Origin of the sequence: Paraburkholderia sp. BL23I1N1, assembly GCF_003610295.1 — a bacterium.
In the GTDB taxonomy this organism is placed as follows: Bacteria; Pseudomonadota; Gammaproteobacteria; order Burkholderiales; family Burkholderiaceae; genus Paraburkholderia.
In genome coordinates this window covers 113,555-129,353 of sequence record NZ_RAPV01000003.1, presented here as the reverse complement: position 1 = coordinate 129,353, position 15,799 = coordinate 113,555, and the positions used below count along the sequence as shown (strand labels likewise).

The 15,799-nt window shown below is 62.9% G+C and carries 14 protein-coding genes; 7 read left to right on the top strand and 7 right to left on the bottom strand.

Annotated features, from left to right (window positions below; genetic code table 11):
* Positions 1-38: 38 nt before the first annotated feature.
* Entirely contained in the window at positions 39-800 is a 762-nt protein-coding gene (locus B0G76_RS39785) for a glycosyltransferase family 2 protein (protein ID WP_120298209.1), read from the bottom strand.
* A 188-nt stretch (positions 801-988) separates the two neighbouring features.
* Here B0G76_RS39785 and msbA point away from each other — a divergent pair, with 188 nt between their 5' ends.
* Positions 989-2,782: a lipid A export permease/ATP-binding protein MsbA gene (gene msbA / locus B0G76_RS39780; RefSeq protein ID WP_120298208.1), complete on the top strand. Its 1,794-nt coding sequence runs from the start codon at positions 989-991 to the stop codon at positions 2,780-2,782.
* Between the two features lie 52 nt (positions 2,783-2,834).
* Here msbA and B0G76_RS39775 read toward each other — a convergent pair whose 3' ends face one another.
* Positions 2,835-4,436, bottom strand: coding sequence for a glycosyltransferase family 9 protein (locus B0G76_RS39775; protein ID WP_259460976.1), 1,602 nt, complete (start codon positions 4,434-4,436; stop codon positions 2,835-2,837).
* On the opposite strand from B0G76_RS39775, the gene B0G76_RS39770 reads away from it, so the two are divergent.
* A complete protein-coding gene (locus B0G76_RS39770; RefSeq protein ID WP_259460975.1) occupies positions 4,414-5,637 on the top strand; it encodes an O-antigen ligase in 1,224 nt (407 codons plus the stop codon). The genes B0G76_RS39775 and B0G76_RS39770 overlap by 23 nt on opposite strands.
* A gap of 16 nt (positions 5,638-5,653) precedes the next feature.
* On the top strand, positions 5,654-6,583 hold the full coding sequence (locus tag B0G76_RS39765) for a glycosyltransferase family 2 protein (protein ID WP_120298205.1): 930 nt from the start codon (positions 5,654-5,656) through the stop codon (positions 6,581-6,583).
* Between the two features lie 99 nt (positions 6,584-6,682).
* Here the strand turns inward: B0G76_RS39765 and B0G76_RS39760 are convergent, their stop codons facing one another.
* A complete protein-coding gene (locus B0G76_RS39760) occupies positions 6,683-7,003 on the bottom strand; it encodes a hypothetical protein (RefSeq protein WP_120298204.1) in 321 nt (106 codons plus the stop codon).
* 249 nt (positions 7,004-7,252) lie between these two features.
* Here B0G76_RS39760 and B0G76_RS39755 point away from each other — a divergent pair, with 249 nt between their 5' ends.
* The 4 genes from B0G76_RS39755 to B0G76_RS42660 all read left to right on the top strand — a co-directional run bounded on the left by B0G76_RS39755 (position 7,253) and on the right by B0G76_RS42660 (position 10,958).
* The gene (locus B0G76_RS39755; RefSeq protein ID WP_120298203.1) at positions 7,253-8,176 is read left to right on the top strand and encodes a recombination-associated protein RdgC; all 924 of its coding nucleotides are present in this window, start codon (positions 7,253-7,255) and stop codon (positions 8,174-8,176) included.
* 256 nt (positions 8,177-8,432) lie between these two features.
* Positions 8,433-8,609 (top strand): hypothetical protein, encoded by a 177-nt coding sequence (locus B0G76_RS43210; RefSeq protein ID WP_183082316.1) that lies wholly within the window; start codon positions 8,433-8,435, stop codon positions 8,607-8,609.
* Positions 8,610-8,953: 344 nt separating this feature from the next.
* A complete protein-coding gene (locus B0G76_RS39750; protein ID WP_120298202.1) occupies positions 8,954-10,390 on the top strand; it encodes an HdeD family acid-resistance protein in 1,437 nt (478 codons plus the stop codon).
* Positions 10,391-10,646: 256 nt separating this feature from the next.
* Positions 10,647-10,958 carry a hypothetical protein gene (locus tag B0G76_RS42660; RefSeq protein WP_147394151.1) on the top strand — a complete coding sequence of 104 codons (312 nt, stop codon included), beginning with the start codon at positions 10,647-10,649 and terminating at the stop codon, positions 10,956-10,958.
* A gap of 46 nt (positions 10,959-11,004) precedes the next feature.
* On the opposite strand, the gene B0G76_RS39740 is transcribed toward B0G76_RS42660, so the two are convergent.
* The 4 genes from B0G76_RS39740 to B0G76_RS39725 all read right to left on the bottom strand — a co-directional run bounded on the left by B0G76_RS39740 (position 11,005) and on the right by B0G76_RS39725 (position 15,776).
* Positions 11,005-11,961 (bottom strand): spore coat U domain-containing protein, encoded by a 957-nt coding sequence (locus B0G76_RS39740; protein ID WP_120298200.1) that lies wholly within the window; start codon positions 11,959-11,961, stop codon positions 11,005-11,007.
* Positions 11,958-14,249 carry a fimbria/pilus outer membrane usher protein gene (locus B0G76_RS39735; RefSeq protein WP_120298427.1) on the bottom strand — a complete coding sequence of 764 codons (2,292 nt, stop codon included), beginning with the start codon at positions 14,247-14,249 and terminating at the stop codon, positions 11,958-11,960. The genes B0G76_RS39740 and B0G76_RS39735 overlap by 4 nt, the downstream gene beginning before the upstream one ends.
* A 244-nt stretch (positions 14,250-14,493) precedes the next feature.
* Positions 14,494-15,198, bottom strand: coding sequence for a molecular chaperone (locus B0G76_RS39730; protein ID WP_409076786.1), 705 nt, complete (start codon positions 15,196-15,198; stop codon positions 14,494-14,496).
* A 53-nt stretch (positions 15,199-15,251) separates the two neighbouring features.
* Entirely contained in the window at positions 15,252-15,776 is a 525-nt protein-coding gene (locus B0G76_RS39725; RefSeq protein WP_120298426.1) for a spore coat U domain-containing protein, read from the bottom strand.
* Positions 15,777-15,799: the final 23 nt, after the last annotated feature.

Genomic DNA, 15,799 nt, shown 5'->3' with positions numbered 1-15,799 from the left:
TGGGCAAAACCGCCAACGCCGTCAACGCGCGCCGGCCCCTACCGCCGCGTCTTTTCTCCGAGCCGCGCCAGCTTCAAGAACCGGTAGTACACCGTTTCGGCGTTGAACACCGCGATCATGAAACCTGCGCGGCCGTCGAGAAATCCGCGCCGCAGCACGTAGGTCCGCACGAACGCCCAGGCGCCGCGCCCGAGCGCTTTGCCGAAACTGCCGCGCTTGCCTGCCGCATGACGTTGTTGCGCACCCGCTGTCGAATACGCGTCGAGCTTGCGCAATACGCCTTCGAAGTCCTCGTAGGAGTAGTGCATCAGCTTGCCGGTCAGGCGCTGCGATGGCGTGTCGAACACGAGGCGCTCGTGCACGAGGTCGTCGGAAAAACGCGCGGCGCCACGTTTGAACAGGCGCGGAATCCAGTCCGGATACCAGCCGCTGTGGTGAATCCAGTGGCCGCAAAAGCTCGACAACCGGTCCACCGCATAGACGTCGGCGGTGGGAGCGCTCAGCGCCGCGCGGATTGCCGCTGCCAGTTCCGGCGAGACGATCTCGTCGGCGTCGATGGAGAGAATCCAACGGGTGGTGAGCGCGTCCACGGCGCGGTTTTTTTGTGGGCCAAAACCCGGCCAGTCGATCTGCTCGAGCACGCGCGCGCCGTGCGCACGGGCGATGTCCGCGGTACCGTCGGTGCTGCCGCCGTCGATCACGACGATCTGATCGGCGAAGGCCACGGCCTGCAGGCATTCGGCCAGTCGCGCCGCGGCGTTTTTGGCGATGATGGCGACACCGAGGGTGGTTTCTTGCATACCTGAAGTGCGTGGAGGGTGCGGGGTGGCGGAATAGGTCGCGCAAGTATACACAGGACCGTCCGAGGCGCCCGATCCGTAACCTCCGGCCGTTGTCCCCAAGCGTTTACAATGCTGATTTTTGATATTCCACGCGTCAGGCATCCTGCCGGCTGCGCGGAAGCTGTCCCGCAATCTCAGAGGATTCCTTGAGCGCGAAGCCAACGTTAAGCAAACCCATCGGTTCAGGCGAAGCATCGTCGCCTGCCGTCGTCTTTCGGCGTTTGTGGCCTTATATCAAGCCGCTGCTGTGGGTGGTGGTCGGCGCAATCGTTGCAATGGCCGTGAGCGCCGGCACTGATGCGGCGATCCCCGCGTTGCTCAAGCCGCTGCTGGACAAGGGCTTCGGCACGCATGCCAGCGACAGCGCCAAGTGGTTCGTGCCGGTCGCGGTGATCGGACTTGCGCTGATTCGCGGCGTGTCGCAATACGCGTCCGGCTATTTGCTCGCCTACGTGTCGAACAAGATCCTGCTCGAACTTCGCCTGAAGATGTTCGACCGGATGATTCACACGAGCGTGGCGTTCTTCCAGCGCGAAACCGCGAGCACGGTGATCAACGCTATCGTTTTCGAGGTGAACCAGATTCTCAACGTGCTGTTGAGCGTGCTGGTCACATTAGTGCGCGATTCGCTGACAGTTGTCTTCCTGCTCGGCTATCTGTTCTATCTGAACTGGCGTCTGACGCTGATCGTCGCGGTGCTGCTGCCGGGGATTGGCTGGCTGGTCGGCAAGATCAACCGTCGTTTGCGGCGTCTGAACCGCGAGCATCAACTGCTGACCAACGAGCTGTCGTATATCGTCGAAGAGACAGTGGGTGGCTACAAGGTCGTCAAGGTCCACAACGGAGAGCAGTACGAGATGGATCGCTTCGCGGCAATGAGCAAGCGTCTGCGTGGCTATGCCATGCGTATGACTGTCTCCGGCGGCCTCGCGCAACCGTTGACGCAGTTTCTGGCGTCGATCGCGCTCGCCGTGGTGATTACGATCGCCGTTGTGCAATCGACATCGGATCAGACCACCGTCGGCGGCTTTGTGGCGTTCGTCACGTCGATGCTGCTGATCATCTCGCCGCTCAAGCATTTGATGGACGTGAACCAGCCACTGCAACGCGGCATGACGGCGTGCGAACTGATTTTCGGCCTGATCGACGAGCCGTCTGAACCGGAGGGCGGCGGCAAGCCGCTCGAACGCGCTCGGGGTGAAGTGGAATTCCGCGATGTCTCGTTCAGCTACGGCAGCAATGCCACTCATAGTCGCCACACGCTCGACCATGTGTCGTTCACGGTGGCGCCGGGCGAAATGGTCGCGCTGGCGGGCCCGTCGGGCAGCGGCAAGACCACGCTGGTGAATTTGCTGCCGCGCTTTTTCGATCCGACCGGCGGTGCGATTCTGGTCGACGGCGTCGCGCTACCGGAATACGGCCTGCACGCGCTGCGCAGCCAGATCGCGATGGTGAGCCAGGACGTGGTGCTGTTCAACGACACGGTGGCCAACAACGTTGCGTATGGCGAGACGGCCGATCCGGACAAAGTCAAGGCGGCGCTGCGCGCGGCGAATCTGTGGGATACCGTCGAAGCGATGCCCAATGGCATCGATACCCTGGTCGGCGACAACGGCATGATGCTGTCAGGCGGTCAACGCCAGCGTCTGGCGATCGCGCGCGCGATCTATAAAGACGCGCCGATCCTGATCCTCGACGAAGCCACCTCGGCGCTGGATTCCGAATCCGAACGCCATGTGCAGGCGGCGCTGGAAACGCTGATGAAGGGCCGCACGACCCTCGTCATCGCGCACCGCTTGTCGACCATCGAGCGCGCCAACCGGATCCTGGTGATGGACGCAGGGCATATCGTCGAGCGCGGCAGCCATCGCGAGTTGCTGGCGCAAGGCGGTCTGTACGCGCATCTGCATCGGATTCAGTTTCAGCAGGACGCAGCCTGATCTGTGACGTGAGCGCGCGTAGCAGACATACGTCGGCTACGCCGCTCACCGCCTAAACGGCAAAAACCCGTTTGGCTGCATTGGCCAACTGCGTTTCGATGGCGCTCATGATGTTGGCCGGTGCGATCTCGTCCACGTCGCCGCTGCTCTGAATGCCGATCGAATGGCATTGTTCGGTCAGACGCAGATAGGGCGGCTCGCGGTCGGAAAACAATGAGACGCTCGGCGTTGGCGTGGAGTGCGCGACGTGCATCAGTCCGCCGTCCGCGCCCACAAAGAGACTTGCGTTTGCGATCATTTCGCGCGACTGCAGCAATGTCAGCTTGCCGACGCATGAAGTGATCTTCAGGGTGCCGAAGGTTCGGCTCAACAATTCATCCGCCATCGCGACCCCATTGTCCGAGCCAAGCAGAACGATCTGCTTCGGCATGTTCCGGTCGTCGGAGCGATCGATGAGTTCGAGCAACGCTCCCCATTGCCGGTAGGTGCGGTTCGCATCGATCCCGCCGACCGCAAGCGCCAGGAACCGGTCGTCCGGCAGGAACGGGCCAACCGAATCGTGAGTGCGCGCCTTGGCCGCAAGATACGGCTTGCTTGTCGAAACGATTTCGGCGTCGCTGTAGCCGAGCGAGAAGACGTGGTTGATCGCGGCATGGCTGAAGGTGGTCTGATTGCGGTCCGGACCATAGAAGTACTGGAAGAGGCACGCGTACGGGAGCTTGTTGAAGTATTTCGTCTTCAGCTTGATCGACGGCAGGTTGTACTCCGACATCAGGATCGCATCGTAGCGACGGTCGGAAAGATCCTGTAAGTCGGAAAATACGTTCTGGAAGACGTCGTCCTGCTCGAACAGCTTGTGCAGGTTTGGCAATGTGAAAAGGTCGATTTCGAAGCCGGTGCCCTTCAGCAGCGCCCGCCCGGACATGTCCATCGTCGCGTCGCCGAAATTGCGCTTGCCGGTGTAGATCCACAGCAAGCGCTTGACCCCGACTGCGTTGTTGAGTTGCAGGCGCGTCTGCCCATGCCATTTGAGCAGCAGATGCTTGTGTAGATACTTCTTCACGATTTGCGCCCGGGAGGCCTTGCGCAGGAACACGTCGGGCTCATGCGCCACGCCGGCATAGGGAATGCGGACGGAGCGGCTGACGGCCGTGTCCACGATTCTTTTCACGTCGGCAGGTGCGCTGCGATAGAGCGCGCGCATTAATCGTTTCATTGCTCGAATACTGGGAAAAATTCTGGGTCTCCCTGACAGCGGGGCGTTGCGGCGCGGTGCATCAAGGCTGGCTACTCGCCACGGCGGAGCGTGTGGCCCGTATGGTACCAGCACACGCCGGCATGCTTTCGCGCAGATTCCGGTTCGGGCGGCATGACGCCGAAGCCAGTGTGATTGTCCACGGCAGGGGCGCGGGCGCTTATTGATCGGATAGGGGTGGGAACCCGGTACAATAGCGAGGCCAATATTTCCGGTCGCGCGCGCCAGCTGTCGCAACGGCTGGCTAAATTCATCAGACATGCCGACGCCCGCAAAAAAATCTTCCCTGAGTGTCAACTCACGAAACCTGCTGCCAGCGTTATTCCTGCTCACGTATCCGTCGGCCACCTTGCTGATACACGGTGCGGGTAGTGCCTTGTCGATCGCGGCCGCACTCATTTCTCTTGCCTTGCTGGCGTCGCCTAAATCCTGGACCGGCCTGCCGCCGCTCCAGTGGGACCGTATCGATATTGCGCTGTGCGTAGCCACGGCGAGTCCGTTTTTTGCCGTGCTGCTCGGGGGCGCGTGGCACGGCATGGTAGTGGCCAGCACACTCGATTCGCCTTCCCGTTTCTTCGCCGCAGCGCCGCTGTTCCTCGTGTTGCGTCGCTGTTTGCCGCGCTTGCTCGCGTGGACCGATCTGTCGTTTGCGCTCGCCGGTCTGATGTCGCTCGGCATTCTCTTGATCGCGCCCCGTGACTGGGGCCTCGGTCGGCTTAGCAGCAAGTTTCTGAATCCGATTCACTTCGGCGATATCGCGCTGGTGATGGGCGCACTGTCCATCCTGTCGATGAACTGGTGGCGCAAGGACCGGCTGGCTGTGCGCATCGTCAAGGTGGCGGGCCTCTTTGCGGGATTGTCCGCGTCGTTGATCACCGGCTCGCGTGGCGGGTGGGTAGCGATCCCTGTGATCGCCGCGATGATTCTCTACTTACGCAGCCGTGGCAAGTCACGCAAATGGAAGGTGCTGTTGCCGCTTGCGATCGTCGCGATTCTGGTCGGCGTGTATGTGTTTTCGCCGACCGCTCGCGACCGCGTCAGCGATCTTTCGCAGGATCTGGTGCAATACACACATGGCAACAAGGACACGTCGTTCGGTATCCGTCTGCAGCTCTACGAGGCGGCAGCGCGCATCGTTGCGAGCCATCCGCTGCTCGGCCTCGGCGGCGACGGCTTCCGCAACAGCATGCAGTCGTTTGCCGATTCGGGGTTGCTCACACCTCTTGCTGCGCAGCTGGGCAGAGGCGAAGCCCATAACCAGATGCTCGCTTACATGACCGATTACGGCATCATCGGCGGACTTGCTGTACTGGCCGTCTACGTCGTGCCGGGCGTGCTCTTCTGGCGGCGGCTCGCCTCACCTGCCGGCCCGGCGAGCCGGGCCGCGCTGATGGGGCTCACGTTTATCGTGGCTTTCTGGATTTTCGGTCTGACGGTCGAAACGTTCGACCTGAAAATGACCGTATCTTTCTATGCCATGGTCATCTCGATCCTGGCGGCTGCCTCTGCGTATGCGGACAGGAATAGCGTGAGCGTCGCCCGGTCCGGCAGGCTGGCGGACCGTGCCGCCACCCGCGCGCCGCACACTCCCATTCAATGAGAATCGTCACCATCTCATGTTCAGTATCCTGATCCCAAGCTGGAACAACCTGCCGTACCTGAAGCTGTGCGTCGATAGTATCCGCCGGCATTCGGCGTTCGATCACGAAATCATCGTGCACGTGAACGACGGCAGCGACGGCACGCTCGAATGGGTCCGCTCGGAAGGCATCCTGCACACGTGGAGCACGGGCAACGTCGGCGTCTGCCTCGCATTGAACGATGTGGCGCGACTCGCCACGCGCGACTGGATCCTGTTCCTGAACGACGATATGTTCTGCACGCCGGGCTGGGACCTCGCTTTCGACACGAGCTTGCGTGGGCTCGGCCATTCGTGCGCGTATCTGTCTTCGGCACTGATCGAGCCGACCGGTAGTGCGAACGTGATCGTTGCCAACTTCGGCACTGGCCCTGAGAATTTCGACGAAGCAGGTCTGCTCGCATACAGCGCCGGCATGAAATCGGCCGATCTCGACGGCGTCGCTTTGCAGCCGATGCTGATCAGCCGCCAGTTGTGGCATGCGGTGGGTGGCTACAGCATTGAGTTTGGCCCGGGCATGAGCAGCGACAACGACTTGCTGATGAAGCTGTGGCTCGTCGGCTGCCGTGTGTTCCGCTCGGTCGGCGAGAGCCGCATCTATCACTTCGGCTGCAAATCGACCGGCCGAATCCGCCGCAACCGTGGCGGCCGCGAGTTCCTGATGAAGTGGGGTATTTCTCAGCGTGATTTCGATCGCGAGTATATTCAGCGGACGGCTTCTGCCGCGCCCGGCTCTCTGCCCAATGTTCCGCGTGCGCCGTTCAAAAGCCGCGTGAAGCGCGTGCTGTATGCGCTCGGCCGTTATCCATTCGAGGACCTGGAAGGCTGGGAGCCGGATCTTCCCGCGAAGCTGACGTTCGTGAGGCCGTTCGGCAAGCAGGCGGACGACGAGGCTGACGGCCATTGATCCGCCCACCAGGGCAATTCTGGCGCACGCGCAAAGTTTTTCGCAACCGGGTCGCGGCGCAAATATAGCCGTGATCTCGCGCGCCGACGTGTGCAGGCGTTACACGCCGCCCGTCACCAGCGGCAGCACCGTCAAATCCGGGTGCGTGCCATCGACAATGCTGCGCCCCACATGCACCCCTTCGTAGAGCGCTTCATCCTTACCCGTAAAGCTCTCTTCGCCGTCCGGATGGAACGGTACCGTGTGCCCGGGAATAGCCGGATCGGCGCCAGGATGGCACACATAGCCGACATACGTGTAGCGGTTATCCGGCACGGCTGACGGGTTCGTGTCGTCGGGCGGGCTTTTCAGGAAGGGCGCCACGTGAATTTCAAAACCCTCGTATTCCACTATCTGCCAGGGTGCGGTTTCATCGGCCATGGCCGCCTCCGTCTATGTCGCTCGCCTGTCACAAAGTCTAGTTTATTTAAATGTAAAGCGCGCCTTAAGACTGATGTGGCAAACCACTACGGGCACCGCCGCGCGAAACCCCTGCGCTGCATGTAGCGGACCGCCGCCGCCTTGTGATAGCCCCGCTTCGGCGCGCAGCGCGGGGGTGCGCGCCCGGCCTCGCCATCCTGGCCGCGTCATATAGAATGACGCGCTTTGCCCCGTACTAGACTCCTGCCCATGTGGTTCAAAAACCTTCAGTTGCACCGTCTTCCCGCTCCGTGGTCCGTCACCCCTGAACAAATGGAGAAATGGCTCGCGCCGCACGCGTTCGCGCCCGGCAACAGCGTCGAGATGCAGAGTCATGGCTGGGCGTCGCCGCGCGACAACGACTCGCTGGTGTATTCGCTCAATGGCCAGATGCTGCTGGTGTTTCGCGCCGAAAAGAAACTGCTGCCTGCTTCGGTCGTTACGCAAGTGACCAAGGCACGCGCGCTCGAACTCGAAGAGCAGCAGGGCTTCAAACCCGGCCGCAAACAGATGCGCGAACTCAAGGAGCAGGTGACTGACGAACTGCTGCCGCGCGCCTTCAGCATTCGCCGCGACACGCGCGTGTGGATCGATACCCGAAACGGCTGGCTCGTGATCGACGCAGGCTCGCAAGCGGTCGCCGACGAAGTGCTCGGCCTGCTGGTGAAGTCGATCGATCAACTGCCGCTCGGCACCGTGCGCGTCACGCAATCGCCGGTTGCGGCAATGACAGATTGGCTGCTTTCCGGTGAAGGTCCCGCGGGTTTCACGCTCGACCAGGACACCGAGTTGCGCTCGCCGTCGGAAGGCAACGCGACAGTGCGCTACGTCGGACATACTTTGGAGGCCGAAGATATGCGCCGCCATATCGAAGCGGGCAAACAATGCATGCGACTCGCGATGACGTGGAACGATCGCGTGTCGTTCGTGCTGACGCCCTCGCTGACCATCAAGCGTATCGCAGCGCTCGACGTCCTCAAGGAAGCGAGCGATCCCACCGCGCAGAACGACGACGAACGGTTCGACTCCGACGTCACGCTGATGACCGCCGAACTCGACCGCATGCTGAACGATCTGCTCGACGCGTTGGGCGGCGAGCAGGGCGAGGCGATGCCGCAAGCCGCGGCGGCCTGAGTGACGTTTCGCTGAGTTACGTTTGCCAGAGCGGCGTTGATTCGTCGCAGGCCGGCGCGTCGAGAATGCTTCGCGTCGCCGGTCTTCGTTAAGCCGGATTGGGTATATCTGAATCCGGCTTGATAAAATTTACCCTTCATGTCCCGGCCGTCACACTGCTTGTGCTGACGGTGCAAGCCGTCAGGAACCTTCCGATCCATCGACGCGCGCCCGTTTTTCAATCATGCCGGCCGCGTCATCCTGACCCGGACCTGACATGAAAATCGCCCACTTGATGATCGCCCTCGGCCTTGTTTGCGACGCCTCCACCGCTTCCACGGTCATGGCCGCCGACGCGAAGTATCCGCCCGCGCCGTTGCCTGATTATGCGCAGGACGAATTGCAGAAGGTCATCGACGCCGCAACGGGACCGTTGCCCGCCGTACAAACTTAATCGGCCGCGCCGCAAAGCGCGGCAAGCCCGCAAAGCCCCGCCGTGCTGCAGAACGGCCCGTATGCCACCCCGCGTGTTACACCGCACGATGAACCGCGCGAAGCCGCGAGCGTGAACAAGCGCGGCGCGCGTCCGTCGAAGGCGCATCGGCATGAGCGTCATAAGTATGTCTGAGCATCTCGCTGCAATCTTTCGGTGTTCGATGCGTCATGCATTCGCGAAGCGGCGCTGTGTGAAAGCGTCGCTACGCGCGGACCTCCGTTACATCGGACCCTGCTACGCCTGCGCCGCGAATGTGGTTAAGATTGCGATCAGGAAGGCGCATCGATCACGGAGGGCTCGCAATGGTTCGACTGGTTATGATCCTGCTGGGTGTCGATTATCTGCGCAGGCGCTGGCGTTCGTTGCAGTCGATCGGCTGGGTGAGTCTGGTGCTCGGCGTGGTGGTGTTCATCGACGCACTCGATAGCGCGCTCTATTTCCCGATCACGCCGTTTGCACTATTGCTGCTGCTCGAAGGTCTCGCCACGCTGGCCGTCGCCTGGACCGGCATGGGCGGGCAACGCACGCTGCGCTATGTGAAGGGCCTCGCGTTCTGCGTTGCGGCGGCGTTGATTCTCGCCGGCCATCATCATGGCAACATCATTCTCTCGATGATTTTCGGCACGCTCTTTCTGGCCGACGGCCTGCTGCAGATCGTCTCCGCGAAGGTCGTCCGTTATCGCACCTGGCGCCTCGCGATGATCGGCGGCGGCGTTGAAATCGCGCTGGCGATTTTCTTCTATCAACCTTATCCGACGCACTATGTGGGCACCGTGCCGTACTGTCTCGGCCTCGGGCTGATGTTCGGCGGCTGGAACATGATTTTGCTGGGTACGCGCGTACGGCGTCTCGCGTCGAATCCGGCAGTTGCTTCAGATGACGCAAGCGTCGACGCGGCCAGCACCTACGCGGCCGACTCCGCTGCGAGTGCGGTTGCTTCCGCTCGGCCTGGCGCAGTTGAATGGGACGGCCCGCCCGCCGCCGACGAAGACGCGTTGACCGTTCATGTGTGGACGCCGGTCGGTTCATCCAAGGGTGAGGCGCGGCGGCAACTGATCGTGGATCGCTATATCGCGGCGGTGGATCGCAACGGTGTGATATCGACCGGGCATGCCGCGCTCGAATCGCCTGAGGGCGTCTATATCAGCCTGTATCCGGGCGTCGAGATCGATCGTTCGCCCGACGATTTCGCGCGGCTTCTGCGCGCGACGCGCGAGAACGACGTGCCCGGTGTATTCCAACCCGATTACCCGACTGAGTCGACAGCATGGTGTCCGTCGACGGTTCAGGTGCGCATACGCAATTACGATCCGGCGCGGCTGCGCCGCTTCTGGGACACCTATCGTCAGGACACGACCTACAACCTGACGCACCGCAATTGTTCGAGCACCGTATCGCGCGCACTGGAAGCGGCGATCGAAGGCGCGTCGGCGCGCGTATGGGGGAATCTCGGCGGTTGGCGGCCATTTTTGCGGGTGATTACGACGCCGGAATTGTGGGTGGCCGCGCAGCTGCGCAAACGCGCCGCGACCATGGCGTGGACGCCGGGGCTCACGCTCGACTATGCGCGCGCGCTCAGCATGCTCGCCGACCCGCGCCCGTCGGGCTGGGTGAAGATGGCGCGCCTCGCCGTGCGCAGAATGGTGCGTTCGCGGCAGCAATGGCGCGAGGAAGAGCGTGGCGCGCCGGCCTCGCAGGAAACCGGGCGAGAGGGTGCCGCGGGCGCGGTGCGTGATTGACGTGGTTGATGTCCTTGATGCCGGTGGCGCCCGGCGTGCCCAACTTCGATGTCACGGTAAAAACAGCTGGAGTATCAAGCGCTTGCGGATTTCACAGGTGAGTTATGCACAGATTTGCAAACAGATTCTGTTGATAACTTCCCCATGCGCGGCAACCAGTGTTTTTCTACTCCTGAAAAAGCTAAAGTTCCTGGTCCGAAATGCCGAAAAACATGGCATCCACGCTCGCGCTGCGAGTCGATTCCGGACCATGATCATGCCCCGTCTCATCTCCACCACGTTCGTGACAATCCTTCTGGCGTCGCCAGCGATAGAAGCAGCGCCGACGGAGCTCGCCTGGATCCCAATCAGCCTGACCGTGCAGGAATCCTGCGTCATCCAGGCCGGGGACGCGGCGATTACCGCGGCTAACCAGCCGGCGGTGTCTTGTCTCCACGGCGCGCCGTTCCAGATCGTCCAGGTCGGATTCGAACCCGCCATGCCGGCCGACACCGCGCAAAACCCGCCGTCGATGCAATTCGTCGCAACGCGCGACGCCCAGCCAGCCATCTGGATGATCAACTTCTGACCCTTGCCATTGCGCGTCGTCACGCGGGCCTTGGGGGAAACAGCACTCAGAAGCTGATCGTCGCGGTAATCGTGTCGCTGTAGCTGCCGGGCATGGGTGTGCTCTGTGCTGGCACCACGCCGTAGACGGTGAACGAGTCGACGTTGCCGCTGCCCGTGCCGGTTGCCATTGTCGTGCCCGCAGTGCCATCCCCCCATGCGCTCGTGCGCGCGGCGTCCGTGTAAAGCTGGTAATTCACCGCACCCGAGCCACCCGAGCGCTGCATCTGGCGTGCCGCGACGTTGCCGCTCAAGCCGCCGTTCAGCGCGATACGGTATGCGTCGCCATTGGTGCAGCGCGCGGTAATCGTGCTGGTCGCCTTCAACGCGGAGCCCAGCAGCCCGGTCGCGGTGAATGCCATGTTCGTCGCGTTGATCTGGCAATTGTTCACTACCGTCGCGGTGGCACTGAAACCGAAGCTTCCCGCGCTGGTCGTGAGCGCGGCGCAACCCGGCGAGATGAGCAGAAAGAATCCGTATGTCAGCGACGTCTGGCTCAAGGTCTGCGAATAGCCTGTGCTGGCGTTTCCGGTGGTCGGCACCGTTGGCTGGTTGCCGGCGATCTGACCGTAGAAATTGACCGATGCCGTTGCCGTGGTGCCGGTCACCGGCTTGTTGAGTACCACTGAAATCGGGTTCGTGCCCAATGCGGTGGAGCCCCACGCGAGCGAATGCGCGGCATCCTGATACAAGCCGTACTGCAATTGATTGCTGCCGCTGCCGAGATAGCGCGGCGTGGTGCCGTTCAGGTTCAGACATACCTGCACGCTAGGGGTCAGCGTGATGGCTGGCCACGTGCACGAAATCGTGAGTGTGCCGGTCGCGTTCACCGCGCTCAGACTGATCGGGCTGATCGTGCCGAAACTCAACGCCGACGCGCTCGCCGAGCAGCTTTGTGCGCTCGCGCGTTGCGGCAGCGCAGCGAGCAGCGCGCATAGCAGCAGAAGCAGAAGGGGTCGCTTCATCGCGCCGCTCCTGGCGCCGGGGCCGCAGCGCTGCTGCCGCAGGTGAGCGGTCCAAGCGTCGGCAACGAGCCGTCGGCGGCGGGGCGCTCGTAGGTGAATTCGACGCTGCAACGCATGGCGCCGGTGTCGATCTCGAGATGATTGTCGCGCTGAAGATTGTCGATGAAGGTCAGCCCGTCGTAGCCGACAATCGTATCGCGGCCGCTTTCGACGTGATGCACGCGCGTGCCCGGTGGCAGCAGCTTGCCGTCCGCGCCACGCAGAATCAGCGAAGCAGCGCTGTAGCGCGTGACCTGAAAATTCGCCAGCACACCCGTGCGCGATTCCGGCACGAGATCCATGGAGGTCGTGGCGATGCGCGCGTCGGCGGGCAGATTCATGCTGTCGATGGCGACCTCGTTGTGCTGGTACGCGTTCAGGTCCGGTATCAGCAAATGGCCGTTGCGGTCGGTCGTGCCGATCACGCGGTTTTCGTGCAGCACCGGCACGCTCGCGACGCCGTCGGTGGACACCAGCGCGAAGCCGTCGTCGATACGCCGCGCCGGCTGGATGCTGTGGTCCATCAGCACGATCGCGCCGGTCACGTCGAGCGAGGCGTTCGCATGCCGGTCGATGTCTTGCGCCAGCGCGGTCACCTCGCCGTGGTTGCCGAGATATTGCGCCTGCGCCTGGCGGTACGGCACTGCGCCCGAGCCGCCCGCCTGCACCCCCCAGCCCCAGCCGCCGGCATAGTCGGGTGGCCGCTGCGCATTGAGGTTGTAGGTGGACTGGCCGTTCTGACGGCCGACACTCGCGTTGATCGCGGTGTTGTTGCCGAGGCCTAAGCTCACGGTCAGGAATATCCCGTTGGTGTTGTGCTGCAAAAAGTCCTTGTACGTGCTGAGCGTGAGCGAGGCCAGATTGCCGAAGTTCAGCGTGTACGACAGTGAACCGATCCGCGACGCGGGAATGCCCGGAAAACGGTAGCCGATATAACTAAGCGATACGGTCTGGCGGCTGAAGAAGGGCAGCGCCAGCGTTACGCGGTCGGTGGCGGTGGGCACCGGTGTGCCGTCGCGCGCGGCGAGGTCGCCGTAGTTGCCGTAGGCGCGCAGCGTCTGCGCATCGATCGAGAAGTGCGGTTCGATCAGCTGATAACCGAGACCGACCTGGGTGCCGGTCAGCTTGCCGGCGCTCGCGGACAACGAGCCGTTGATCACGCCGGCCATGCCCATGCGCACCAGCGCACCGGCTCCCGCGTTGACGAGGCCGCCGGTGGCTTCCGCATGGCCTTCGAGTGTCAGCGCGTCGCTCATGCCGCGTCGCGCGGTCGCGCTGACCGCGGGCCGTGGATCGTAGGAAAACGAATCGATGCCATATGCACGGCGCAGCAATCCCGCTTCGAACGAATAGCTCGACAGGCCTGCCGCCAGCATCCGGGTGTCGACGTACAGCGGCAGCGAAGTCGAAATGGTGCGGCCGAGCGCGTCGTGCGTGATCACGGTGGCTTCGCCCGCGCCGGTGATGCCCGGCACGTTATTGACGATGAACGGTCCGCTCGGCACGTTGCCGCTGAATTGCCGCACGTTGTTGATGTACAGATCCACCGCCGACGGCACGACGGCCGTGCCCGAGAGTGCCTGCACCGGGAACGTCACGAGGTCGGGGCGCAGCGCAAAGTTGCTGCGCCACTGGAAGCCGCCGATGCGGATCGAACGGCTCCAGTCGAGTGACGATGAAATCGTGTCGCCGAACTGGGTGGTGCTGAGCGTGGCCGGGTTCGAGGTACTCCACGAGGTGTCGTAGCGTACGTAACGATGCAGATCGCGGTACAGGTACGCGATACCGGTATTGCTCAGCACGCCGGCCGGGTCGAAGTAGCGCTCCTCGCTCCACAGTGCGAACTGCGCATTGGTGTCCGTTTGCGCGAACGCGTCGTAGTTGACCAGAAAGCCGCGCGACGCGGTGGCATTCGGCGTTTGCGTCAACTCGCGCGTATCGAACGTGTACGGCTTGCGGATCGCGTCGGGTACCTGAAGGTCGATGGTCTGGCCCGAGGCGTCGTATTGGTAGTGCAGGCCCGGGATCTGGTCGAGTTCGATCGAGGCGGTATCGGCGGCGCCGAGCTTGTCGGTGGCGATGCCGATGTCGCTCAGGTCCTTCGCGGTGGCGCTGAGCCGGCCGCCGACGTCGCGGAAATGCGCGATCAACGAGGTGCGCTGGCCGTTGAGCATGACTTCCAGATACAGATCACGGGCCGCCGCGGCGCCCGGTGCGGGCTTCGCCGCAACGGGTTGGGAGCCGGACATCGGCAGCGCCTGCGCACCCGCCTGAGCGATTGTCTGCGCGTCTGACTGATTCACGCTCAGCAAGAACGCACTTGCCACGAGCGCGAAGGCATGCAGTCTCCATCCATGACGTTTTCGCCGTCGTGTCATTCTCATCGATTGCTTGGCGGTGCATCGTGTCCGTTCCCGGTGTTCCAGGCTCGATCAGGGGCGGCCTTGCGTGCCTGTCGTCAGCACGCAGGTCGGCCCTGACCCCCGCGTGTGCTCACTCGACATTCACCGTCGCCTCAGCCGGCAGCGAGTTGACCGCGGCGCGCACCTTGAGCGGACCGTTCCGGGCGGCGTTGTCCGGCAGCGTGACCGGCCAGTGCCGCTCGCGGCCAGCCAGCGCGTAGCCAAGCAGTCCTTTGTTGATCACGTAGACGTTGCCTGCGTTGTCGATCAATTGCACGGCGGCGATCTGCGCGCGCTTTTTGCCTGCGTTGTCGACTTGCAGCATCCAGCTTTGCGCGCCGCGTGACAGACGCCAGGACAGTTTCGGCTGGCCGATGTCGACGGGCGGCTCGACGAACACCGGCACCGAGTAGCGCAGGCGGATCGTCACGCCGCTAGTGGGCGCGGCATCGGGTTCGGGCAACTCGTCGATCAATACGCGATAGCCCTGCTCGGCGTTCGACGGCTGAGGCGTCGAGCGCACCAGCCGCACCAGCTGATCGGCATGCGCGGCGATCTGGATCAGCGGTGGGCTTGCCACCAGGTCCTGAGTGGGCGTGAGCGTGTCTTCGCCGCTTGCCTGATCCCAGCGGAACACGCGCACCTGGCCAAACAGCGGTGTCTCGCCGGGGTTCTTCAGCGTGATGCCGGTCGCATTCGCGTCCGCGGACATATCGACCATCACCGGCGAGATTTGCAGCGTCGCGGCTTGCGTGAGCGATGCCGTCAGACACCATGCGAATGCGCTTGCCGTCAGTAGCCGGCGAGGCGCGCTCATGGCGCTCGCGACGTGCGTGCTGGCGTACCGCGTCAAAAGTAGACCGTCGCTGTAACGGTGGTCTGATAGGTATCAGGTTTTGGGGTGGACTGCGCCGGCACCTGGCCGTACACGACAATCGATTGTGCCGAGCCCGTACCGGTGCCGCTCGCCGTGTTGGTGCCCTGCGTATTGCCCCACAAGGCCGTGTGGCCGGCGTCCTGATACAGCTGGAACCCGACGGTGGTGGCGGTATTGCCGGTGGCCGTGCCGGCCATCAGGCGGCTCGTCACCGTGGAGCCGGTGACCGTGCCGGCGTCGAGCCCGACGTTGTACGGCGTGGTGTTGGTGCAGGTTACAGCGACGGTGGTCTGCTGGTTGATCGCGGTGCCGAGCACCCCGTTGCTGCCGAAGTTCAGCGGGTTGGCGCTAATCGAGCAGTTGGCGTTCAACGTCAGCGTGACATTGAAGGTGGCGACGGCGGTGCCGTTCGAATAGGTGGCAGCCCGCGCGAGCTGTAGAGGCAAGCCGAACATCAAGGCGACGATGAGGCTGGACGACAGCAGTTTTTTTTTCATATCGAGACCTCGCAAGCCGACAG

Coding starts and splice junctions, on each gene's coding strand:
- B0G76_RS42660 (WP_147394151.1), top strand. CDS start 10,647: ATGCCCCGTCTCATCTCCACCACGTTCGTGACAATCCTTCTGGCGTCG.
- B0G76_RS39785 (WP_120298209.1), bottom strand. CDS start 800: ATGCAAGAAACCACCCTCGGTGTCGCCATCATCGCCAAAAACGCCGCG.
- B0G76_RS39765 (WP_120298205.1), top strand. CDS start 5,654: ATGTTCAGTATCCTGATCCCAAGCTGGAACAACCTGCCGTACCTGAAG.
- B0G76_RS39775 (WP_259460976.1), bottom strand. CDS start 4,436: ATGAGTGCGGCCGCGATCGACAAGGCACTACCCGCACCGTGTATCAGC.
- B0G76_RS39740 (WP_120298200.1), bottom strand. CDS start 11,961: ATGAAGCGACCCCTTCTGCTTCTGCTGCTATGCGCGCTGCTCGCTGCG.
- B0G76_RS39760 (WP_120298204.1), bottom strand. CDS start 7,003: ATGGCCGATGAAACCGCACCCTGGCAGATAGTGGAATACGAGGGTTTT.
- B0G76_RS43210 (WP_183082316.1), top strand. CDS start 8,433: ATGAAAATCGCCCACTTGATGATCGCCCTCGGCCTTGTTTGCGACGCC.
- B0G76_RS39735 (WP_120298427.1), bottom strand. CDS start 14,249: ATGTCCGGCTCCCAACCCGTTGCGGCGAAGCCCGCACCGGGCGCCGCG.
- B0G76_RS39750 (WP_120298202.1), top strand. CDS start 8,954: ATGGTTCGACTGGTTATGATCCTGCTGGGTGTCGATTATCTGCGCAGG.
- B0G76_RS39725 (WP_120298426.1), bottom strand. CDS start 15,776: ATGAAAAAAAAACTGCTGTCGTCCAGCCTCATCGTCGCCTTGATGTTC.
- B0G76_RS39755 (WP_120298203.1), top strand. CDS start 7,253: ATGTGGTTCAAAAACCTTCAGTTGCACCGTCTTCCCGCTCCGTGGTCC.